The sequence below is a fragment of the Vibrio hangzhouensis genome, from assembly GCF_900107935.1.
Taxonomy (GTDB): domain Bacteria; phylum Pseudomonadota; class Gammaproteobacteria; order Enterobacterales; family Vibrionaceae; genus Vibrio; species Vibrio hangzhouensis.
This window is the reverse complement of sequence record NZ_FNVG01000019.1, coordinates 1-21,715: the sequence shown is the minus strand read 5'-3', so window position 1 is coordinate 21,715 and position 21,715 is coordinate 1. Positions and strand designations below refer to the sequence as shown.

At 46.9% G+C, this 21,715-nt stretch carries 18 protein-coding genes; 14 read left to right on the top strand and 4 right to left on the bottom strand.

All coding sequences use genetic code 11. The features are described from left to right. The first annotated feature begins 41 nt into the window (after window positions 1-41). The 3 genes from thiL (at window position 42) to C4S60_RS16885 (ending at window position 2,527) form a co-directional block, all read left to right on the top strand. Entirely contained in the window at window positions 42-1,013 is a 972-nt protein-coding gene (gene thiL, locus C4S60_RS16895; RefSeq protein WP_103881539.1) for a thiamine-phosphate kinase, read from the top strand. Next, complete coding sequence (gene pgpA / locus C4S60_RS16890) at window positions 1,010-1,513, top strand: phosphatidylglycerophosphatase A (RefSeq protein ID WP_103881538.1); 504 nt, start codon at window positions 1,010-1,012, stop codon at window positions 1,511-1,513. The genes thiL and pgpA overlap by 4 nt, the downstream gene beginning before the upstream one ends. Before the next feature lie 129 nt (window positions 1,514-1,642). Continuing rightward, window positions 1,643-2,527 (top strand): acyltransferase, encoded by an 885-nt coding sequence (locus C4S60_RS16885; protein ID WP_103881537.1) that lies wholly within the window; start codon window positions 1,643-1,645, stop codon window positions 2,525-2,527. 70 nt (window positions 2,528-2,597) lie between these two features. Here the strand turns inward: C4S60_RS16885 and C4S60_RS16880 are convergent, their stop codons facing one another. After that, window positions 2,598-2,840 carry a hypothetical protein gene (locus C4S60_RS16880; RefSeq protein ID WP_103881536.1) on the bottom strand — a complete coding sequence of 81 codons (243 nt, stop codon included), beginning with the start codon at window positions 2,838-2,840 and terminating at the stop codon, window positions 2,598-2,600. 195 nt (window positions 2,841-3,035) lie between these two features. Beyond that, the gene (locus C4S60_RS16875) at window positions 3,036-3,305 is read right to left on the bottom strand and encodes a hypothetical protein (RefSeq protein WP_103881535.1); all 270 of its coding nucleotides are present in this window, start codon (window positions 3,303-3,305) and stop codon (window positions 3,036-3,038) included. 285 nt (window positions 3,306-3,590) lie between these two features. Between C4S60_RS16875 and C4S60_RS16870 the strand changes: the two genes are divergently transcribed. From C4S60_RS16870 to uhpC, 8 genes are all read left to right on the top strand, one after another. After that, window positions 3,591-4,397 (top strand): crotonase/enoyl-CoA hydratase family protein, encoded by an 807-nt coding sequence (locus tag C4S60_RS16870; protein ID WP_103881534.1) that lies wholly within the window; start codon window positions 3,591-3,593, stop codon window positions 4,395-4,397. 215 nt (window positions 4,398-4,612) lie between these two features. Then, the gene (locus tag C4S60_RS16865; RefSeq protein WP_103881533.1) at window positions 4,613-5,959 is read left to right on the top strand and encodes a magnesium transporter; all 1,347 of its coding nucleotides are present in this window, start codon (window positions 4,613-4,615) and stop codon (window positions 5,957-5,959) included. A 330-nt stretch (window positions 5,960-6,289) separates the two neighbouring features. Beyond that, on the top strand, window positions 6,290-6,790 hold the full coding sequence (locus C4S60_RS16860; RefSeq protein WP_103881532.1) for a DUF3332 family protein: 501 nt from the start codon (window positions 6,290-6,292) through the stop codon (window positions 6,788-6,790). A gap of 149 nt (window positions 6,791-6,939) precedes the next feature. Beyond that, window positions 6,940-8,157 (top strand): DEAD/DEAH box helicase, encoded by a 1,218-nt coding sequence (locus tag C4S60_RS16855; RefSeq protein WP_103881531.1) that lies wholly within the window; start codon window positions 6,940-6,942, stop codon window positions 8,155-8,157. A gap of 264 nt (window positions 8,158-8,421) precedes the next feature. Then, window positions 8,422-9,813: a hexose-6-phosphate:phosphate antiporter gene (uhpT, locus tag C4S60_RS16850; protein WP_103881530.1), complete on the top strand. Its 1,392-nt coding sequence runs from the start codon at window positions 8,422-8,424 to the stop codon at window positions 9,811-9,813. Between the two features lie 158 nt (window positions 9,814-9,971). Beyond that, entirely contained in the window at window positions 9,972-10,583 is a 612-nt protein-coding gene (gene uhpA / locus C4S60_RS16845) for a response regulator transcription factor UhpA (protein WP_103881529.1), read from the top strand. Further along, complete coding sequence (gene uhpB, locus C4S60_RS16840; protein ID WP_103881528.1) at window positions 10,583-12,094, top strand: signal transduction histidine-protein kinase/phosphatase UhpB; 1,512 nt, start codon at window positions 10,583-10,585, stop codon at window positions 12,092-12,094. Before uhpA ends, uhpB begins: the two co-directional genes overlap by 1 nt. 13 nt (window positions 12,095-12,107) lie before the next feature. Further along, on the top strand, window positions 12,108-13,412 hold the full coding sequence (uhpC, locus tag C4S60_RS16835) for an MFS transporter (protein ID WP_103881527.1): 1,305 nt from the start codon (window positions 12,108-12,110) through the stop codon (window positions 13,410-13,412). An 11-nt stretch (window positions 13,413-13,423) separates the two neighbouring features. Here uhpC and C4S60_RS16830 read toward each other — a convergent pair whose 3' ends face one another. Beyond that, entirely contained in the window at window positions 13,424-15,715 is a 2,292-nt protein-coding gene (locus C4S60_RS16830) for a bifunctional diguanylate cyclase/phosphodiesterase (protein ID WP_103881526.1), read from the bottom strand. Between the two features lie 210 nt (window positions 15,716-15,925). Between C4S60_RS16830 and C4S60_RS23565 the strand changes: the two genes are divergently transcribed. Continuing rightward, window positions 15,926-16,096, top strand: coding sequence for a hypothetical protein (locus C4S60_RS23565; RefSeq protein ID WP_160111376.1), 171 nt, complete (start codon window positions 15,926-15,928; stop codon window positions 16,094-16,096). Between the two features lie 214 nt (window positions 16,097-16,310). After that, a complete protein-coding gene (locus C4S60_RS16825) occupies window positions 16,311-16,667 on the top strand; it encodes a rhodanese-like domain-containing protein (protein WP_208623282.1) in 357 nt (118 codons plus the stop codon). 27 nt (window positions 16,668-16,694) lie between these two features. On the opposite strand, the gene C4S60_RS16820 is transcribed toward C4S60_RS16825, so the two are convergent. Further along, window positions 16,695-19,247: a DUF294 nucleotidyltransferase-like domain-containing protein gene (locus tag C4S60_RS16820; RefSeq protein WP_103881525.1), complete on the bottom strand. Its 2,553-nt coding sequence runs from the start codon at window positions 19,245-19,247 to the stop codon at window positions 16,695-16,697. A 372-nt stretch (window positions 19,248-19,619) separates the two neighbouring features. On the opposite strand from C4S60_RS16820, the gene C4S60_RS16815 reads away from it, so the two are divergent. Then, window positions 19,620-21,080: a DUF3360 family protein gene (locus C4S60_RS16815; protein ID WP_103881524.1), complete on the top strand. Its 1,461-nt coding sequence runs from the start codon at window positions 19,620-19,622 to the stop codon at window positions 21,078-21,080. The last annotated feature ends 635 nt before the right edge of the window (window positions 21,081-21,715 follow it).

Here is a 21,715-nt window from a genome sequence, read left to right as displayed (position 1 = left end):
TTTATATACTCTCTCCATCTTTTCCGCACGCATTCAACAAGATGGCCGGTGAATTTAGTTTAATCGATAAGTATTTCGCACACAGGCAACAGCAACGTAAAGATGTCATATTGGCGCAAGGTGATGATTGCGCAATAGTGGCACCTGCCTCTGGCACCCATATTGCCATTAGTACTGATACGCTGGTATCGGGCACTCACTTTTTAGCAGATGCTGATCCCGCATGGATAGCTCATAAGGCGCTGGCCTCAAATATCAGTGATTTGGCCGCCATGGGGGCATCACCTTGCTGGGTCTCAATGGGGATCTCATTGCCCGAAGTTGATGAGCCTTGGTTAGAGCGTTTTTGTCAGGCGTTTTTTGAGCTGGCGGATTACTATGGCGTTCAACTTATCGGTGGAGACACCACCAGAGGACCATTAGCTATCACGCTAACGGTTCAGGGCAGCCTACCTGAAGGTAAGGCGCTGACTCGCAGTGGGGCCAGCGTCGGAGATTGGATCTACGTTACCGGTTCACTGGGTGACGCCAAAGCCGGACTGGACGTCATTCTTGAAAAGAACATCAGTGATGACAGTGCGCTGAACAAAGAGCTTGAGCGTCGTCATTTTGAGTCTGTCCCCAGAGTCTTAGCGGGTCTTGCATTGCGCGATGTTGCATCCGCTGCCATTGATATATCCGACGGACTGATCTCTGATTTGGGGCATATTTTAAAACGTTCAAATGTCGGGGCTCGAGTTGATGTTGCTAAGCTACCACTATCAACTGAACTGAGAGCATTCATTAAAGACGATACTCAGGCGCGACAGTATGCGTTAACCAGCGGTGAAGAATACGAGCTATGCTTTACCGTACCCGAGGCCAACAGAGGTCAGTTGGAAGTGGCACTCGTTAATACGCCATTTACCTGTATTGGTCAAATCACTGGCACTGAGTATCTCGAACTTCACGAAAACGAACAGACGCTTAACTGGCAGTTAGGTGGCTTCGATCATTTTAAGGTAAATCAATGAGCAATCCACTTAATCTCATCTCACTGAAAAACCCTTGGCACCTGCTTGCAACAGGTTTTGGTAGTGGTTTATCGCCCATCATTCCCGGCACCATGGGGACGCTGGCGGCTGTGCCACTCTACTTACTGCTGGTTCAGTTGCCACTAAGTGTGTACTTATTCCTTGTGTTTGTCTCTTGTGTCATTGGCATCAAGATATGTCAGGTGACTTCTGATGATATGGGCGTGCATGACCATGGCTCTATCGTTTGGGATGAGTTTGCGGGTTTTTGGATCACCATGGCCATTGTGCCGATTCTGAAGTTGCCGGTCGATGACTGGAAGTGGCTAGTCACCGGCTTTGTGTTATTTCGCTTTTTCGATATGGTAAAACCGTGGCCGATAGGTTGGCTGGATAAGCGTGTTCACGGTGGCCTGGGCATCATGGTTGATGATATTGTTGCCGGAATTATGGCCGCAATTGCCTTATATCTGGTCGGACATCTGGCAGGCTGGATTTAGTAACTTACTGTTATAAAACAATAAATTAACGGGCTATTTTTATGGCCCGTTTTCCTGACAAAGCATTACTATACCTTTGGTTAAAAGTTGTTATGATTGGCATCAATTTTTCCAGATGTAACAAAATGTATGCTTAGCAATCTACGACTGTTTATTAATTCACTGTTGGTTATGACAAACACCGCCATCACAGCACTCGTGGTTTGTACATTTTCCATTATCAAGTTGATCCTGCCTCTTAAGTTTGTGCAAACTTCGATGACCAGCTTGTCTAACAAGCAGATGTGGTTGTGGGCGACATTAAACCTGTGGCTGCTGAACCTGAACAACAATATTGAATGGCAGGTCGAAGGTGGCGAGGATTTGTCTCCTGAGCAATGGTATATGCTATTGTCAAATCACTTGAGCTGGGCCGATATCGTGATCATCACTTCCGTGATGAAAAATCGAATGCCAATGTGTAAATTCCTTCTTAAACAAAGCCTGCTGTATGTGCCGTTTGTTGGCCTTGCGTGCTGGGGATTGGACATGCCTTTCATGAAGCGTCATTCACAAGCGTATCTGGTTAAGCATCCAGAAAGACGCAACGATGACTTCAATGCAATTCGTAAAGCATGTAAGAAGTTTGAGTATGTGCCAACGACGATGATCAGTTTCGTTGAAGGAACCAGGTTCAAAGAAGAGAAACTGGCGACAGTGAAAACACCTTATCGACACCTGCTAAAGCCGAAAACAGGCGGTGTGGCTTTTACGCTTAATGCCATGAATCACTTACTGGATGGTGTGGTTGACATTACTTTGGCTTACCCGGAGAACCGTACCTCCCCATTTAGCGATATGCTCAAAGGAAAGCTAAGTAAAGTCGTTGTCAAAATTGATGTTCATGCCATGGACGAAAATCTCAACGGTGATTACTTCAATGACAAAGTGTTTAAGCGCCGTTTTCACAATTGGCTGAACGATGTCTGGAAACGTAAGGACGATAAGCTTGAAGCTATTTACTCAGAGAGCTAAATCGCTCCGCTAAGTTAAGAGTAATAAAAAAGGTCTACCAGTAGGTAGACCTTTTTTGATGTCTGTGCAGCTAAATGACAGGCTGCCTTGGTATGACTCTACAACATCTTTCGGCTTCATCAATCAAAACCGAGACTGCATGTGTATGGTAATCATCACCGCTCTTCCAAACGGTTTCTCCGAATATCTGACACAACTCAAAATCAGAAATAGTTCCCTTCATTTCTTTGTAGGCGACGGCTGAAATGATCTTCTGTTCCAGAGCTTCAGGACAAGATTCAACACGCCAACGACTCACTTGAATATTCGGCAAAGCACACTCCTTGTGGTCATATTTTCGTCATCAAAACCACAGTAACATTATGAATTTATGGGATCAAGTTGATCTTGCTCACACTTTTTGCGGGATTTTGACGTGCTAGTTGTAACCTGTTGTAAACACGCATAGTTATCAAAAAAAGCGACGAAAAATTTTTATTCAGGCTACTTCTGCGAGTAAGTGCAAATTTTAGAGTGATGTTTTCAAATCGGGTTGTAAGGCGCTCTGTTTTCGACGTCTGATTCGTGCCGCCAGCGGTGGAATGAACCATAACGTTGAAATTGCTAATGCATAGTTTGCTGCGATCTCAATGATTGCAGTTTCTGCTTGACTGCCAAGCTGCGCATGATTGGGCAGCACGAATCTTAGTAATATAAAGGTGAATCCAGCGAACAGGGCACTGTGCCAGAGTGACTCATCCTGAGAGTTTTGGTTCTGTGGGCGATTGTCCTTAATCATGGTGACTGTTTCCTACCATTATCCAAACCAGCCTTGACTATCCAATGAGTGGGCCTTGAGACTCAAGTTGATAGAAAGATTAATTGGATCGGCCTCATGGTTTATACAAACTGCCTTGTCAGAAGTAGACTTATCTCACACTCCTCGTTAGGTGCATGATGTTGTAGGTCGGTACTGATTCTCATTTTAGAGTAACTAATCTATTTTTTAACCAATTCCCAACTACACTAGGAACACAATACAAGGAGTTATCGCGCTTTTTAAGCGAAATTGAAAGGGAATAGTATGAAGTATCAGAGAATTAAAGTGAGCCGTGAGCAAGATATTGTCACCGTCCGTTTAGACCGGGCCGATAAGCTGAATGGTGTCGACATGACCATGTTTGATGAGCTTATTTACATAAGCAAACTACTTAGGCGTGACAGGCGATTAAGGGCGGTGATTCTAACGGGAAGTGGAGGTCACTTCAGCTCAGGGCTGGATTTCAAATCAATGATGAAGAATAAGAGCTTTGCCGCGCGATTGCTGTTTAAGTGGTTGCCGGGACAGTCAAATCGAGCTCAGCAAGTGAGTACTAACTGGCGAAAACTTCCGGTACCAGTGATAGCAGTAATAGAAGGCTATTGCTGGGGAGCCGGGATGCAGATCGCTCTGGGTGCCGATTTTCGTATCTGTTCCACCGATGCCAATTTGTCGATTATGGAGTCGAGAATGGGGCTTACGTCCGATATGGGAGGCTCTGTCGCTTTGCGTGAAATCATGCCCAAAGATCAAGCATTGCGGATTTCTATCCTAGCCACAGAACTGGATGCGGATGAAGCTCAGTCACTTGGGTTGGTGACCCAGGTCAGCCATACTCCTATGGATGAGGCGTTGGCTCTTTGCCAGCAGATCATACAAAAGTCACCGGACGTCACCGCAGCAATGAAGCATATGTATACCAGATATTGGACAGCCCCTGCATGGAAACTGCTGGCCTATGAAACCTACAGCCAGATACGCATTATGCTTGGGAGAAACTTTCCCAGAGTGCAAAAAGCCCTTCGAAATAAAACGCTGCCTGAGTTTCAGCCGAGGCAGCGTCGTTGGTAACCGCGACAGCTTTTGTGTGTTTGTCATGCCCTGTGAGGTTAGAGTAGAAGGGAGAATGTGCAGGCAGAACGATCAGCCTCGCTAGGATTAACCGCTGTTGGCTAAGCATACAGCCGTGGTAGAATGTTGAAAACTATCACTTAAGTGAATGGATGCGCGATCTGTTCACCAGGCCTATTTTCGTTCAGTAAATAGAGTTGCAAAGGGAGCCCGCAGTGAGCGAATTCCAAGATCTGTCGATTCAAATCGAGCAAATCTCCCATGTAGAAGAGCAGCAGCAACCTCACATTTTGAATCAGTTAATCGAACAGGGTTTAGAGTCGGGTTCGGTGGCACTGATTCTTGAAGCGTTCCCCATTGAACAGAGGGTTCGCTTGTGGCGGGAGCTTCCCCTTGAAATGCATATTGAGGTATTGACGGACTCGCGTGCCGAGGTGCGCTTCTCCATTCTGGATGCGCTGTCGGAGACGGAACTCAAACTGACACTTGCCAAGCTAGATAATCTTTCTTTGATTGAGTGGGCGGATTCGTTGCCCGATGAAATCATTACCGAGGCGATTTCATTATTAGAGAAAGACGAACTTGAGCTCTACGACCAAGCCAATGAGTACGATGAGGAAGAGCTTGGGCGTTGGGCTGAGCGAAAGGTAATCGCCATTCCATTCAACATTTCTGTGGAAAGGGCACGATTGCTCATTGAGAAATACAACTACGAGCAACCAACGCACATCTATCTGATTGATAAAAATAAATGCTTCAGGGGTATGGTGGATTATAACAATGTGCTGAGAAGTGAACCCAATGAGCGAATCTATAAACTGATTTTGGACAACGTCACAACGCTCAGTGCGAAACTCAGTCTGGCGGAAGCGGTCGAAGCCATGGAACGTTCTTCCTTCAGTGCACTGCCGATTTTGGATGACCGCAGGTTGCTGGTGGGGGAAATCGACTGGAAGTTCGCGCTGAGCACGCAGCGTGAGATATACGAGTCCCGTTTGATGGCGGGAACTGGTATGGATGAAGGTGATGATCTGTTTGCGCCTGTAGTCAAAAGTTCCCAGAAACGCGGAGTATGGTTGGGTATAAATCTACTGACCGCTATATTAGCCTCAGTCACTATCGGGCTGTTTGAGGATGTGATTGCTCAAGTTGTCGCACTCGCCATTCTGATGCCGATCGTCGGTTCTATGGGGGGGATTGCAGGCAGTCAAACATTGACCTTGATTGTCCGCTCAATGGCCCTCAATCAGGTCACGGCTAGTAACCGCGTTGCTTTGCTCAAAAATGAGTTGGGAATTGGTGCCATTAACGGTCTGCTCTGGGCGGTTATTATCGGCGCGATGGCCGGGCTTTGGTTCCAGTCACCGATATTAGGGGCGACTATTGCGCTAGCAATCATCGTTAATATCATCACTGCCGCTTTATTCGGAGTCTTGATACCTTTGGTGCTAGACAAGTTCAATCTGGATCCTGCTCTGGCCGGTTCCGTGATTCTCACGACCGTTACCGATGTTGTCGGTTTTTTTGCCTTTCTGGGTACGGCAAGTCTGGTGATGCTGTAGGAATCGACCTGTAAGTAGAAATAAGAGGAGCAATTGTCGCTGGTCGGCTGTTTCTCTTTTTTCTGTCCCCAAAACACTTTCTTGAATTAACTGTCTGTTAGTAAAGATTTTTATTGGCAGCTTTCGCGTTATTTGTCCTTTTTTACCCGCCATCGCACACTTTTTTTCGATTCAAACTCGAGATTGTTGCACACCTTATATTGGCTATAATCCCGCGCCAATTTATTGGTAGTGGTTATGAGTGTTCTAATCCTTTCAGCCCAATTCATATCACTGTCATTGTTAGTCAGTCACACCATCATTATGAGGTGTGTGAGGATATTCGAAAAAATGAAACTTGTTAAAACTACGATTGCTGCAGCACTTATGTCTACCATGCTTACAGGATGTATTGGCCAAATGGCGACAACAGGCTTAGTGATGTATGAAGTTAACCTGAAAGGTGTCGATAACCGCTATGCGCGAGCGGGTTTGTATACCTTAATGTCTCCGGTCTATGCCATTACGGCAGCGGCGGACTTGTTTGTGGTTAACTCCATTGAATTCTGGACGGGTACCAACCCAATTACCAAGAAAAAAGCGGTCGCAGATACTCCGGCAGAATCTTATATCAAAGTGAACCACAAAGTGGGTAAGAACCTGTCTACTGCTCCAGTGAAACTATCAATGCTTGATGACAACACGACACAAATGGACTTTATCGACGAATCTGGCAAGTTGCGCTCGCTTGTGGGTGTGAGCGGTAACGATTCGGTTGATTTCTATTTAGACGGAGAGTTCATCACTACGGCATCGCACGCAGAGCTAGAAGAGTACGCTACCGCGTCTTAATGGCTATCAGAGCCTGCTCATTCATTCGAGCAGGTTTGCTCTGTCTAAGAGCTTACTAACGTTCGACACTTTTATTGATACAGAAACTGGAGTTCCCAGCGCTTTCCTCCTATCATCCGCTCATCTTTCTGCGAACGTGTAAATCTATCATGTCTTTTTCTGAGTTAACGTTAAGCTCGGCATTAATGGATGCCATTCCTAGTGAATTCTCTGATGCCACTCACATTCAAACCCTGGCGATTCCTGCAATCACTGCGCAGCGAGACGTTCTGGCACTTGCGCAAACGGGCAGCGGTAAGACGTTGGCATTTGGACTTGGACTGATAGACCAACGGCTAAACGATAAGATAAAACAAGCGCTGGTATTGGTCCCTACACGGGAACTGGCGAAACAGGTTGCTGATACCATTGATCCTATTGCAACGCGATTAGGTTATTCCGTCGTAGTGGTTCGAGGTGGCGAAGATGTCGAACAACAGGTGCACCAGCTCAACGCTGCTCCAGACATCGTCGTTGCAACTCCGGGCCGTTTACTAGATATGATGAACAAACAGTTGGTGGACACTCAAGACATTGAGGCTGTGGTGCTGGATGAAGTCGATCGTCTGCTCGACATGGGTTTTTGGCCAGATATTCAGAGCATACTGAGTGTGCTTAACCATAGGAAGCAAACCTTAATGTTTTCAGCCACTTTACCTGAGACGTTGGACGGAAAAGTCACGACACTGCTCAACAACCCGGTAACCGTTGCCGCCAACAAAACCAATAGCGTGGTGGAGCAGATTGCAGAAACGCTCTATTTGGTAAACAAGGGCAGTAAAGCCAATGTACTGATCAAGCAAATTGCCGAACATCAATGGCCACAAGTGTTGGTGTTTATTGGTGCGCGAGACAATGCCGACGCCCTCTGTAAGAAGCTGAATAAGGCGGGTATTGCCAGTGGTGCATTACATGGCAATAAAGACCAATCGGAGCGTGAACGTACGCTACAAGCCTTTAAACAAGGTGAGGTTCAGCTATTAATTGCCACCGATATACTGGCACGTGGGATCCATGTTGATGATCTTCCTGTAGTGATTAACTTTGAGTTGCCAAGCGATCCATCCGTTTATGTGCACCGAGTGGGGCGTACAGCAAGAGCGGGAAAAGCTGGACAGGCGCTATCGTTAGTTTGCCATGGCGAAACCGCTTATCTTGACGCGATTCGTCAGTTAACTGGTCGAGCCTTGGTGCTGGAGGAGCTCGCTGAGTTTCCGGTGACCGATAAACCATCGACAGGGGAAAGCAAGCGTCCTAAACGAGACAAGCAAGCAAATCGACGCACCAACAAAAAGACGCGCGCCAGTCAGTTTAAAAGCAAAAAGTAAAAGCTCTGAACGCTTTCATGCCCGTACAACTGTGATGTGATTCACGTATTGTTACTTAACTAACGAGTACTAGGAATTTTTCCTAGTACTCCTAGGACCCCCTCTCAAGCCATTCTCGCTGCCGATTCTTACACTCTTGCTCATAGATTTTCAGTGCCAAGGGCGCTGATCCTCAAATGAAAATATTTTTGCACCAATCCAAGGCCGATGTTGGGTCGTTCTTTGGGTTGTGCTTCCTCTATGTTGAGAGTCTAAGGATTCATCATGTTGAAATTTCTAGAACAAGTGCGTAAGCCGACACTGGATCTGCCAGTCGAGCAAAGACGCAAAATGTGGTTTAAACCCTTCTTACAGTCTTATTTAGTAGTCTTTATTGGTTACATGACGATGTACCTGATCCGTAAGAACTTCAATATCGCACAAAACGATATGATTTCGACTTACGGTTTGTCGATGACCGAACTGGGTATGATTGGTTTGGGCTTTTCGATCACCTACGGCATCGGTAAAACGGTTGTTTCTTACTATGCCGATGGCAAAAACACTAAGCAGTTCTTGCCGTTTATGTTGATTTTGTCGGGTCTGGCGATGTTGGGCTTCAGTTTCAGTATGGGTGGCGGCAGTATCAGCCTGTTTCTGATGATTGCGTTTTATGCGCTAAGCGGTTTTTTCCAAAGTACCGGTGGCCCATCAAGTTACTCAACCATTACTAAGTGGACACCGCGCAACAAACGTGGTTCATACCTTGGTCTTTGGAACATGTCGCACAACGTGGGTGGTGCCGGTGCAGCGGGTGTGGCACTGTTTGGTGCAAATTACCTGTTTGATGGTCATGTTATTGGCATGTTTGTCTTCCCATCAATGATTGCATTGGTTGTTGGTTTCTTTGGGCTGCGTTACGGCAGCGACTCCCCTGAGGCATACGGTCTGGGTAAAGTGGAAGAGTTGTTTGATGAATCGGTCAGTGAGGAAGACGAAGCGGCAGAAGAGAATCAAATGACTAAGCGCGAAATCTTTATTGAGTACGTGCTGAAAAACAAAGTGATTTGGCTACTGTGTTTCGCCAATATCTTTCTGTACATCGTGCGTATCGGTATCGACCAGTGGTCAACGGTTTACGCATACCAGGAACTTGGCCTGTCAAAAGAAACGGCCATCTCAGGCTTCACTTTGTTCGAAGTTGGCGCGCTTGTAGGAACTCTGATGTGGGGTTACCTTTCGGATTTGGCCAATGGTCGCCGTGCATTGGTAGCCTGTGTTTCCTTAGGTTTGATCATTGTTAGCCTCGAGTTCTACCAACATGCGACAAGTGAGTTTATGTATCTGGCTTCGTTGTTCGTACTAGGCTTCCTGGTCTTTGGTCCTCAACTGCTTATTGGTGTGGCTGCGGTTGGCTTTGTTCCGAAGAAAGCGATCAGTGTGGCTGATGGTGTTAAGGGGACGTTTGCATATCTGATTGGTGACAGTTTTGCCAAGTTGGGTCTGGGTATGATTGCTGATGGCACGCCTATCTTTGGTCTGACTGGATGGCAAGGGACGTTTGCGGCTCTGGATACCTCAGCGGCTATTTGTATCGTACTGTTGGCCTTCGTTGCTATTGCTGAAGAGAAGAAGATTCGTAAAGCGAAAAAGCAGCTAGAACAAGTGACAGCTTAACGCGACAAGGTGGCGCTATTTGGATGTTTTGCTCTGATTTGCCTGAATCAGCGTCATCATAGATAGCGCCTTTTTTAGAACGAAATGCTATTTGCCTAATCTATGCATCAGCGTTAATTTACCCTCCGCTTTTCTCCCTCCTAATTTTTGGTAGTTCTATGATAAATGTTGCTTTGGTCGACGATCACACCATTGTTCGTTCTGGTTTTGCTCAATTACTTAATCTGGAGAATGACATCAATGTGGTGGGTGAATATTGTTCTGTTGCCGACGCGCAAAGAGGATTGCCCGGCAGCGGGGTGGATGTGTGTATTCTCGATATTTCGATGCCAGATGAGAGTGGTCTGGTGTTATTGGAAGTCATGCCTAAGGGAGTAGCGTGCATCATGCTTAGTGTCCATGACTCACCGGCTATGGTGGAAAAGGCTCTGGAGTTAGGGGCACTGGGATACCTGACCAAACGCTGCAGTCCAGATGAGCTGATCCAAGCCGTACGCACCAGTGCCAATGGCGGGTGTTACCTCACGCCGGATATCGCAGTAAAGCTTGCTTCACCGAGACCTTTTCAACAATCGGTAGCTAAGCTGACCAAACGTGAGTACGAAGTGTGTGAATTATTGGCTTCGGGATTAGATGTTAAGTCCGTGGCGACCAAGTTGGGACTGAGCCACAAAACGGTGCATGTGCATCGGGCTAACGCATTGGATAAGCTGGCAATAAAAAACAATGTTGAACTTGCTCAGCTATTCAGAGTTGAAGCGGCGTTTTAGTGCGTACTTTTTTTGTTGAGAGTGCCAGTGCCTGGCTCATAACCCTATGCAGTTGGTTTTGCTTATGGGTGATTTCCTACTATTTTGTCAACGATGCGGAATTGGCCATTTTGTTTTTTCCTTTTGCGCTGCGCTTAGGGTTGACTCTGCATACCGCCAAGAAATACTGGCCCTCCATTTACAGCGCAGAATGGTTATTGGCTATCTCACTGGCGACTTTAATGAGTCAACCTCAGTGGTTAACGGTATTAGCTGCCAGCGTGTCGAGCATACCCGTTGCTCTGTTGGCAACACGCTTCTATCAGGGAGCGCAATGGCAACGGTTATCGGTTCAGGCATTGGCCATTGTTGTTTGCGCATGCATCAATATCGTGGCAGTTGGCTCCCATACTGATTCGTTGAGTTTTGTTGGTCTGGTGAGTATCACGGGTGGGCTGATGCTGGTTCCTACTTGTTATCTCATCTGGAATTACCTTTTCCAAAGCACCTGGCGCCCGCTAACTTCAAACCTGATTCATCATCCTTTTGAGTTGACAGTCAAGCCCATACTGCTGTTTGTCACTTTATTTGCTATCAGTATTTCATTACAGATTGGTTTACCCGAGGAGTTGCGTCGCTTTGCTCCATTTTGTCTGGCGATTCCCATCATTTTGCTGGCTTTTCGCTATGGCTGGCAGGGAGCGTTGTTGGGTACGTTATTGAATAGCTGTGCACTTATTGCGGCGCGAAGTGGTGTATCGCAAATCGAGATTACGGATTTGCTTTTGTCTATCAGTGCTCAGTCTCTGACAGGGATCCTGCTAGGTATGGCCGTTCAGCGACAGCGTGACCTCAACCAGCAATTACGCACCGAGCTTAATCGCAATAAAAACCTTTCCAAACAATTAGTACAGGCAGAGGAATCGGTGCGCAAGGACATAGCACGTGAGTTGCACGATGAAATTGGCCAGAACATAACGGCGATTCGAACACAGGCCAGCATCATCAAGCGCGTTAGTAACCCTGAGCTGAGTGTAGGCTGCGCCAATACTATTGAGTCGCTGTCGCTTAATGTCTATGACACAACCAAGGGACTTCTCACACGGCTGCGGCCCAAAACGCTGGATGACCTTGATGCGATTTCTGCAATTCGTCAGATGGTGCGTGAGATGGAATTTGAGCAGTTAGGTATTCAAGTTGAGCTGACTATTAATGGTCATACAGAAACTGAGTTATCGGATGTGATGGCTGTGACATTGTTCAGGCTGTGTCAGGAGGCGTTGAACAATGTGCTCAAGTATGCAAAGGCCAATCATGTAAGTATTGTGATCACCATGGAGACGGCGATAAATCTGCGCATTCGAGACAATGGCGTTGGCTTTCGTCTCGAAGATAGTCAGAAAGGCTTTGGTCTTAAGGGAATGCAGGAACGCGTACAGGCGTTGGGCGGCAAACTGACAATTCGCAGCCAGATGGATGAAGGTGATCATTCGCACGGTACCACCATCGATGCGCACTTACCGTTGAAATGATGGAGAGCGATTTATGCTGACGGCAAGTCAAACTCAGCTACAGAAATGTGTGGATACCGATAGCCAGTATCGATATTGGCGCTTTCACATCATGCTGGGTATGTATCTGGGCTATGCCGGTTTCTATTTGAGCCGGAAAACGTTCAACTATACGGCCCCTGCGCTCATTGCTGACTTGGGATTGGATAAAGGTGATATAGGTCTGATGGGGACACTTTTTTATCTGATGTACGGAGTCTCCAAGTTCGTCTCCGGCATCATTTCTGACCGCTCCAATCCACGTTATTTTATGGGACTTGGCCTGATAGCCAGTGGGCTTGTCAATGTTGCATTTGGATTGTCGAGTTCATTGTTTGCGCTGTTTACACTGTGGATACTCAATGCCTGGTTTCAGGGATGGGGGTGGCCGTCTTGTTCCAAGCTTTTGACCACCTGGTACTCAAGAACAGAAAGAGGGTTTTTCTGGTCTCTTTGGAACACCGCACATAACGTCGGTGGCGCGATGATTCCTTTGCTGGTGGGCTTTTTAACGTTTCATTATAGTTGGCGCGAAGGGTTCATTATTCCGGGTGTAATAAGCGTTCTGATAGGCTTATTTCTCTGTTGGCGACTGCGTGATAAACCGACCTCGATGGGTCTACCAAGTGTTGGTCAGTGGCGAAATGACAAGTTGGAACTGGCTCAGGAAAATGATGGGGTGGGGCTTAAGCCCAAACAGATCCTTTGGTCGTATGTGCTGAATAATAAGTACATTTGGCTGCTGGCTTTCAGTTATGTACTGGTTTACATCGTGCGCACGGCCATTAATGATTGGGGCAATCTGTATCTCACCGAGCAGCATCAATACAGCTTGATCAACGCCAATGCTTCGGTGTCTTTGTTTGAGGTCGGTGGATTTGTAGGTTCGCTGGTGGCTGGCTGGGGATCAGACAAGCTGTTTGGCGGCAACCGAGGACCAATGAACCTGATCTTTGCTATGGGTATTTTTTTATCTGTGGCTGCATTATGGCTTATGCCTTTAACCAATTTCGTGTTTCAGTCAGCGGGTTTTTTCGCCATAGGCTTTTTTGTATTTGGGCCGCAGATGCTGATAGGTATGGCTGCGGCAGAGTGCTCTCACAAAGACTCTGCGGGAGCCGCAACCGGGTTTGTCGGTCTGTTTGCTTATATGGGGGCGGCGTTGGCGGGGTATCCCATCGCGATAGTGCTGGATTATTTTCACTGGGATGGCTTTTTTGTTGTGATCTCAGTCTGCTCGGCGACGATAGGCTTGCTGTTATTGCCATTTTTACAAGCGCAGTTTAGCCACAAAGCCTAGCGTGCCCCTTGTTATAAATTATGGTGAGCTGTTATCTTACTGATGATGGCGTTCACAGGAATTGGCGCATCCGCTCTGTCGGTCTCTGTGGACTGCAGGCATGGGTGATGACACGAATGTTTTTGAGTGCAGTTGGCAGCATGGTTGGTTGAGCTGAACTCCGGTTGTGGCTTGGCAAAGAAATAGCCTTGACCGAAATCGCACCCGAGAGTAGTGAGCTTATCTTCTTGCTCTTGCGTTTCGATGCCTTCAGCGATGACCTCTAAATTGAGCTTGTGGGCTAACTCGATAACGCTTTCTACCACGCAGTAATCGCGATTGTCGGTAAGCAGTTTGTCAATAAAGCTTTTGTCGAGCTTAAGGGAGTGCAGAGGCAGTTCGTGCAACAGCGAAAAAGAACTGTACCCAGTGCCAAAGTCATCGAGTGCGACCTGAATACCTTTGTGTTTGAGTTCAACAAGTGTTTTCAAAGCAATGTCATGGTTGCTCAGAACACTGCTTTCCGTCAGTTCCAGTTTAATTGCGTTGGACGCTAACTGGTACTGGTGGAGACAGCGCTCTACTGAATCCAGCAAATCCGAATCCGTCAAAAAGTTCGGGCTCATATTGATGGCAACACGAACGGTTTGGTTGTAAAGCGCCTGATGGGTTGCGATATCCGAACAGGCTTTTGAAAGAACCCAAGTCTCCATGCTTTTCATTAATCCGGTTTGTTCCGCCAAGTCTAAAAAATCACCAGGTGCCAACAGCCCTTTCGTCGGGTGCTGCCACCGAATTAAGGCTTCATAATGAGCAATACACTGACTCTTTAAACAGTAGATAGGTTGATAGTAAAGCCTTAGCTGCCCATGTGACAAAGCGTCGCCGAACTCACGTTTAAACTCGGGTAAACGCCTGTAGTTCTGTGCCATTGAGGGTTCGTAAAAACAGCATTGTGGACCGTTCTTAATTTGTTTAGCGTGGTACATCGCGATATCAGCGGCCTTCAATAGTTCTGTGGCGTGGAGACCGTGCTCTGGGATCAGAGCTGCTCCGATGGAGGCCGAAAGGGTGAGTCGATTGCCCGAAATTTCTATCGGTTGAGTCAGTGATGTCATGAGTTCAGTCAGTCGCCGCTGAAGATTCTGGATATCACCCCAATCACAGAGTAGCAGTCCAAACTCGTCACCGCCTAATCGAGCCGAGATATCTGGGCCTTGGGTACACGTCTCGATTCGTTGTGCTACTTTCCTTAGCACTTTGTCGCCAAAAAGATGGCCATACCTGTCATTGATAACCTTGAACTCATTGAGGTCGACAAATAATAAAACATTGGGGTGGTATGCTTTTTCGTTGATCTGTGCAGAAATCAATGTCTTGATAAAAAAGCGACGATTGGCAATCCCTGTGACACTGTCAGTGAAGGAGAGTGTTTCTAGCTGCCGAGTTTTCTTTTTGACAGCTTGTTGTAGTTGATTGGGAAGGTGTAAGTATTTCCAGGTCAAAAAACCAGTAGCTACGCCAATTAACATCACCATGAAGTAGCCGAGTCGTGTCGCGACGACTTCCCAGGTGGCCGTGGGTACGCCAATAGTCAAAAGCCAGTGTTGATTTGGCAATAAAACTGGGGAGGTAGCTTTAGCCTGAGTGTCTAGTGATTTGAAGGTGTTATTGTTGGCAACGGGTAAATGCTGACCCGTTTTTGTATTTACCACTGCTAGGCTATACCAATGAGACGATTCATTTTTCTCGGCCAAACCGACACTATTTAGTAGTGTGTCAAAGTAAATCAGTGCCGATGCAAAACCCCAGAACGTCGGCGTACCTTGGTGGTTTTCAATAAAAATGGGTAGCCGCCCGATTAATGCTCTTCCACCTTGTTTGAGCTGAATAGGGCCTGTTAAGGTCAATTCCTGAGTATTGATGGCATGCAGGGCATCAAGCCGTCGTTCAGGATCGTTCAGTAGATCGTGACCTAACGCTGCCTCATGCCCCTTCAAGGGATAGACATGCTGTACGATTCCATCTGGGGCAAGTTGGATGTTGCCGATAAACGTAGTGTCCGTGAGAAGTTGATGCGCGTATGTTTCAAAGTTGTCTACACGGCCGCTATTTTGTGTAACGAATAACCCGAGTACGCGAGTGATGGAAAGCGCCTGTGTGAGTCCCAGTTCAATCGCTCGTGCTTTATCGAACGCCACCTGCTGGGCGTGAATAATTTTATCTTGCTGGAGATGAGTTGTAAGCGAGTACACCCAATACCACCCAGAGAGGGTAATAATGAGTGATGCAATAATGGACGTAAGCAATAGATTTCTATTCATTTAGTTTATTATAGTCGCTAATTCCGTAACTTCTAAAGTGTGAGCAAGTTATTGGTCAGGGTATCCCTTTCGCCCTTTGTTTGAGGTCCAGGCAGTTTTCTCACTACGATGAAAAGCCGCGAGCGACAATTATTTCCAAGAGAATGCGGCGTATTTTTTATGGTCATTCATACTTAGTGAGCCACTTGGCAAAAGTAAGGAGATGTTGTTATGAAGAGGATGTTGTCGTTTTTAGCTGGCGTGTTGTTGGCGATTTCCAGCATGACTTATGCGGGGCCAAGCTCCGGCAAAATTGGCTTTCTGGTCGACTGCCAGTTAAATGGTGAGGTTGTAGCGATGCCGATGACCGCCTGCCGTTCTAAAGGTGGCGTTGCGAAATAAGGATGACTGACCTTTGAGAGGGCGCAAAGCAGCGCATTGCGTCCCTCTTGGCAAAGGTTACTGGAGGAAGCCTCACGGTACGTTTGTTTGAAAAATGACAACTTGATTCAGGACTGTTTTTAATTGCAGCTTACTTAAGTAATATTAGCAATTGCTAATTAATGTAGTTATACTGGTGCGCGTTAAAGGTCATATTTCGGTTTGGAGAGTATAGGTGAACGAACAGTTTTTAATCGCAATTAGTTTGTTGGCAGTCATTTTTATCTATAAAAAGTGGAAAGCAAACCGCGCGAGTCGTGTCTTGGCGCAGCTTAGTCTCGATGACATCCAGTTGCTCGATGTGCGCAGTGAAATGGAGTATGCAGGCATCAGTGCTCCGGGAAGTATCAATATCCCGGTACAGTCGCTGATTGCCGGAAACACTAAAAAACTCGATAAGAGTAAAACCCTAGTGGTTTACTGTGCTTCTGGTATGCGCTCAGGTAGTGCCTGCTTGTGGTTAAAAAAGCAGGGATATACTGTTTTGAACGCTGGCACTGTAGGGAATGTCATTCAGCACCTTCCTGAATGAAGTGATTATGCCCTTTACTAAAACCGGCTATTTGAGGAAGTCTCGCTGCACTTTTTCATGAAAAACAACGATGCGGTTGAGCACGGCTTCCAGATGCTGCTTTTCCAGACTGGATAGTTCGTTGAGCACGATGTTATCGTTGATTTTCCGCAAGTCAGTATACTCTACGATTTGGTTCATAAAGCGTAAATGCCAAATATGATCAAAGACATAGAGCATTTCACGTAATGTCGGTGCGTCAATTTCCTGTTTCGCTGCCAGCTGTTTTAGCCGGGTCACGGTATTGCTTTCGCGGATATCATGTTTCAGCGCATAGATTCGGCAAAATATCTCCATCGGACGCAAACATTCTTTTAAGTTCAGTGTTGGCTGCCCGTCCAGTCTCTCTGTCTTGATGTGCTTGGTCATCGTGACGGGCACCTTGTGTGCCAGACAGTTTTTGGCATAAATGGGCAGAAATGCCGGATTGTGTTTTAGCAACACCTGAATATTATCCTGCATCGCCATGATCAGGCTGGGATCCCCATAAGTTGCACGGATATCGAAAAAAACATTGAGCTCAAGTATGGATTTTGGTGTGGCCTGTTCAATCCAGTGACTGAAGTTGTTATTCCATTCTTCCAGGCTCAGGCACCACTGGTGATTCGAGGCCATGATAAGCCCCTCGCAATATCGGTAACCGGCTTGATTTAGCATGGCGCAGACGTTCTCAGCCAGATGGAGAAAGTAGCGCCGAACCGTCTTGAGGTCGTCAGGGTCGGGAGTTTCAAATACGATGGCATTGTCTTGATCGGAAAAGAGCGTCATGTCGTGGCGCGCGTTGCTACCAAACGAAATAAAGCTGAACGGGACAGGCGGTTCTCCAATTTCCGAAATCGTCAGATCAATAAAACGTCGGATTGCCGCATCGTAGGCCGTCCCGATAGTACGGCGTAAAATATCAGGGCGTGAGCCCGATTCAATCATTTCTCTGATCACATCAGCCAGTCGGTTGAGCGCGTCTACCGCATGCCCTTGAGTTTGACTCTGTTCAATCTCAGTCGTGATGGCGCTAGTTAATTCCTGATAGTTACTGACTTGTTCAACCAGACCAAAACTGCCGCCATATATTTTACGTGTGATGGGGCGAAACGACAGCACGTGCCCTTGTTTTTCAGACAGGAAGATTCGAGATGAACTAAGGAGAATATCAACGGTATTGCCACTCTTTGTTCGAAGTTGCGCTTCGAACTCGCCCGGCTTTGCGGCTTGGCTGAACAGTGCCAGCAGGTGTTGCACGACAGGCGAGTTCTGTGGGCTTTCAGGGAACAGTTTATGCCAGATTGAATGGTCGCGCAGCTCCGATTCACTGTAGCCAACCATCCGATGCAAGCAATCGTTGGAATAGAGGATATTGCCGTCAGTCTCGAGAATGTAGCCCTCGTTGGAGGATTCGACCAAGGCACGATATCGGTCTTTGGCCTCGTGTAAAGCGAGCTCTGCACGTTTTTTTCGGTTTTCAATCGACTTACTTTGCGACATGACAAAGCCCATACAAATTAACAGGCCAAAGAAAATAGCGGCAAATATCTGATACAGGGAGCCTTCCAGTTTATCGATGCCTTGCTGAACATCATCGAAATACACACCGGTACCGATGATCCATTGCCATTCTTCAATGCCCTCTACATAGGTCAGCTTTGGTGCGGTAATGTTTGCTCTGTCATTCCACTGCCACAGGTATTCCAGAAAGCCATGCTGCTGCGCCTGTACCAGTTTGGTGAACTCAACAAAAATAGCGACTCCGTCGATATCCTGATAATCCGTCAGATCCTGTCCGGTTAAATCGAGTCGATAAGGGTGCATGACCATATTTGGATGCATGTCGATGATAAAGAAATAGTCTTTATTTTCGGAACCGTACCGCATAGCTCCGATTTCGGTGCTGGCTCTATTCTGCGCTTCCTGTCTGGAAAGTACACCACGCTTCTCCAGGTCCACATAGCTGTCGACAATACTTACGGCAGAAGAAGTCAGTTCTGCCAGCATCTGGCGCTTTTGATTGACCATAGAGTCCTCAACAAAGGGCAGAATCATAAAGATGATGGCTGAGACAAACAGGACTAAGGCTAAAACAGAAGGGGCGACAATACGCAGGCTGAACCGGGTGAAAAAACGACGGTCATCTTCCTTGGTGGCGTGCAAACCATCAAAGTACTCGGCAAGTTCGTTAGCGCTCAGGACTGCGCGTAATTCGTCCGAGTCTCGGGCATCATGATACTTGGCTTTGAATGTGCCATTTTCAAAATCGGTTCGAGAGGGTAGATAGCCGTCGTAGTCGTCTTTGATGTGGGCTTCAAACACGTCTTTTATCTGCTGGCGAGAATACTTGCTGTCGAACTCCGAGTAGGCTTCTTCCAGGGCCTCTTTGCAGTGACGAAAGCGACGATGGTCATAGGGGTCCCGACCAACGACGGATCCCATTCTTAGCGCGTGGTCGAATCGGTCGTAGTCAAAGAAACCATCAATCCACTTATGAATATCTTCAGCCCTTATGCCATAAAGCTTCTCGGTGCGATTTGCGTGCTCAGAGATCTTCATATTAGCCCTATTAAATTCGTTGCATTTCAAAAAGATACATAACAAGTGTCATTGTGCGCCGCTTCACAACTACGACAAAAATACCACCTTACCTTGTTAAGAGTGGCCGGACGCTAATTCAAATCAAAAAATAGCACGTAAATTTTGCTTACATTTTCTTCCATGTTGAAACACGGATTCAATCGGTGAGCAATTGCTTGCTGATTATCACTAAGGAGAAAACCAAATACTTTACTCTCTCTTCTGGCGTCAAAAGAAGAAGTTCGGTAGCGGCTGGGATGTCGTCTCGTATCAATCGAAGGTTGATATACCTTACGTAAGCAGAGCAAAGCGATTCAAGGTTGTTCTCATGTTCATTAAGGAAATAGACGTATGTCTGGAAGTAGTAAAACCTTTTATAGGGATATGCGCCGCAAGGCGCAGGAATTTGAGAGTAGGGAAGAGTTCCTCGATCATGATTTGAGAATCATGAGTTTTCGTCGCTGGGGGATCCACCTTCCGTTTCGTGATTACAGTGTAGAGATCGAAGACTGGGTACCAGCCATTGCGGCAACCATTGGTAAAGTGGTTATGGTAACGGCAATGGTAGCGGCATTTGCCGCTCAGTTTGGCTTATCGCCAGAGTTTGTCGCAGAGAACGTGCGTTATGAATTGCTTATCGCTGGTGCTCTGTTTGTGATTCTTTTCTCGGCTATCCTGAACCCCAATGCCAACCTGGCGGGTACACATGGCCCTATGATTCCTCTTATCCCGTTAATTGCTGCAGCGGGCGGACACCCGTTGGCACTGGGGCTTATGGTCTGTGTCTTTGGTTTGATACTTGCCTTTACTAAGGGGGGATCGAAGCTGATGGCCCTAACCGGGGTCGGCGTCCGGGGCGGTTTGCTGATCTACCTCGGGGCGGTTGGATTGATAAGCCAGATCAATAAAACCGAAGCCTGGGCCTCGGCCAGTGGCCACGGTTACATTTCTTTTGCCGTCATCGGGATTACCGTACTGGTGTATGCGTATCTGGCGAAAGTGAACAAGCGCTGGCTCGCGATTCCATTGTGCTCCGCATTGGCGGGTATTGTGGCTTATGCAATGGGGGCTGAGTTTGCATTCACCACTGAACCGGGCTTGCCTCATCTAAGTCCGTTTTACTGGTGGGGTGAAGATACTGGCTGGCAATTAGGTTGGCCGACGCTTGAGCACTACATCGCGGTTATCCCTTTTGCTCTGCTTGCAGTGGCAATGTGGTCCCCTGATTATCTGGGACACCGAGTGTTTCAGGAGCTCAACTACCCGAAAGATGCCAAGGGTGTTCTGATGAACGTTGACGATACCATGATGGGGGCTTCTATTCGTCAGGGTGTTGGTGCGTTGCTAGGGGGCGGTAACCTTGCGTCCTCTTGGGGAACCTACATGATTCCGGCAGCGATCGCTAAGCGTCCTATTCCGGGAGGCGCTCTGTTAACTGGTATCTTGTGTATTTTAGCGTCTGTACTTGGCTATCCAATGGATTTGGCGATGTGGGAACCAGTACTTCGCGTGGCATTGATCGTGGGCGTGTTCCTGCCACTACTTGAAGCAGGTATGCAGATGATTCACAAGCACAAAGATTCTCTGAGTGCAGGTATCTGTATTTTCTCGTGTGCGTTTGTTAATCCGGTATTTGGCTGGGCGACAACCATGCTGCTCGATAACATGGGCTTTATTGGTGACCGTGAACGAGCGAAAGAGCTTTCTGCTAAAGATAAATACCTGATTCCAGGATTGGCGTTTGTCGTTTGCGTAGGGTCATTGGCTGTCGTAGGTCAATTACCAGGTATTCCTGCTCTGATTGGCGGTTAATCCGATTACGTTGCTTTTCGCCCTTTATAGTTTGAGGGCATCATAAGAGTGACAGACAATAAAAAATAGCGCCCTGAATATCGCCATTCGGGGCGTTTTTGTTTGCTCGTTTTGTAAAAAGGCCCGTCAGATGCTGAGCCTGACAGGCCGATTGACCAATAAATAGGATGAGAAAAATTGGAGGTTCATTGGTTTGCGCGAATCATAGCAGTAAAAGGCTGTGATATGGCTGGTAAACGGATACAAATTTGTAAGCATCAGTTTAGATTTATCTCTAAAAGTCTGTTGCCAACTTATTGAAAATAATAGGCTTATGTATATACTCAAGTAACCTCAAGATGCTTGTTCAGCGAGAATTACTTGGCTTCTAGGCGCGGCAGTGATTTGAAGATCTAGTGGCTCTAAATCGAAAATCGCTAACAAAGCGTAGAAGCCAAGTAAACTCGCCCTTTGGGAGCTCATCAAGGTGCCCATTTCTGCGTCAAATAGCTTCGAAAGGGAATAGCCATTCCTTCAACTATTTTCCTTGAACTGAACACCTTGATGAAGCTCTGAGTCCTGCATCTTGAGGTCACTTGAGTATAGGTTTGTGATGAGAGGTGATCATAAAGCCCGCTTCATTGCGAGCTTGTAGA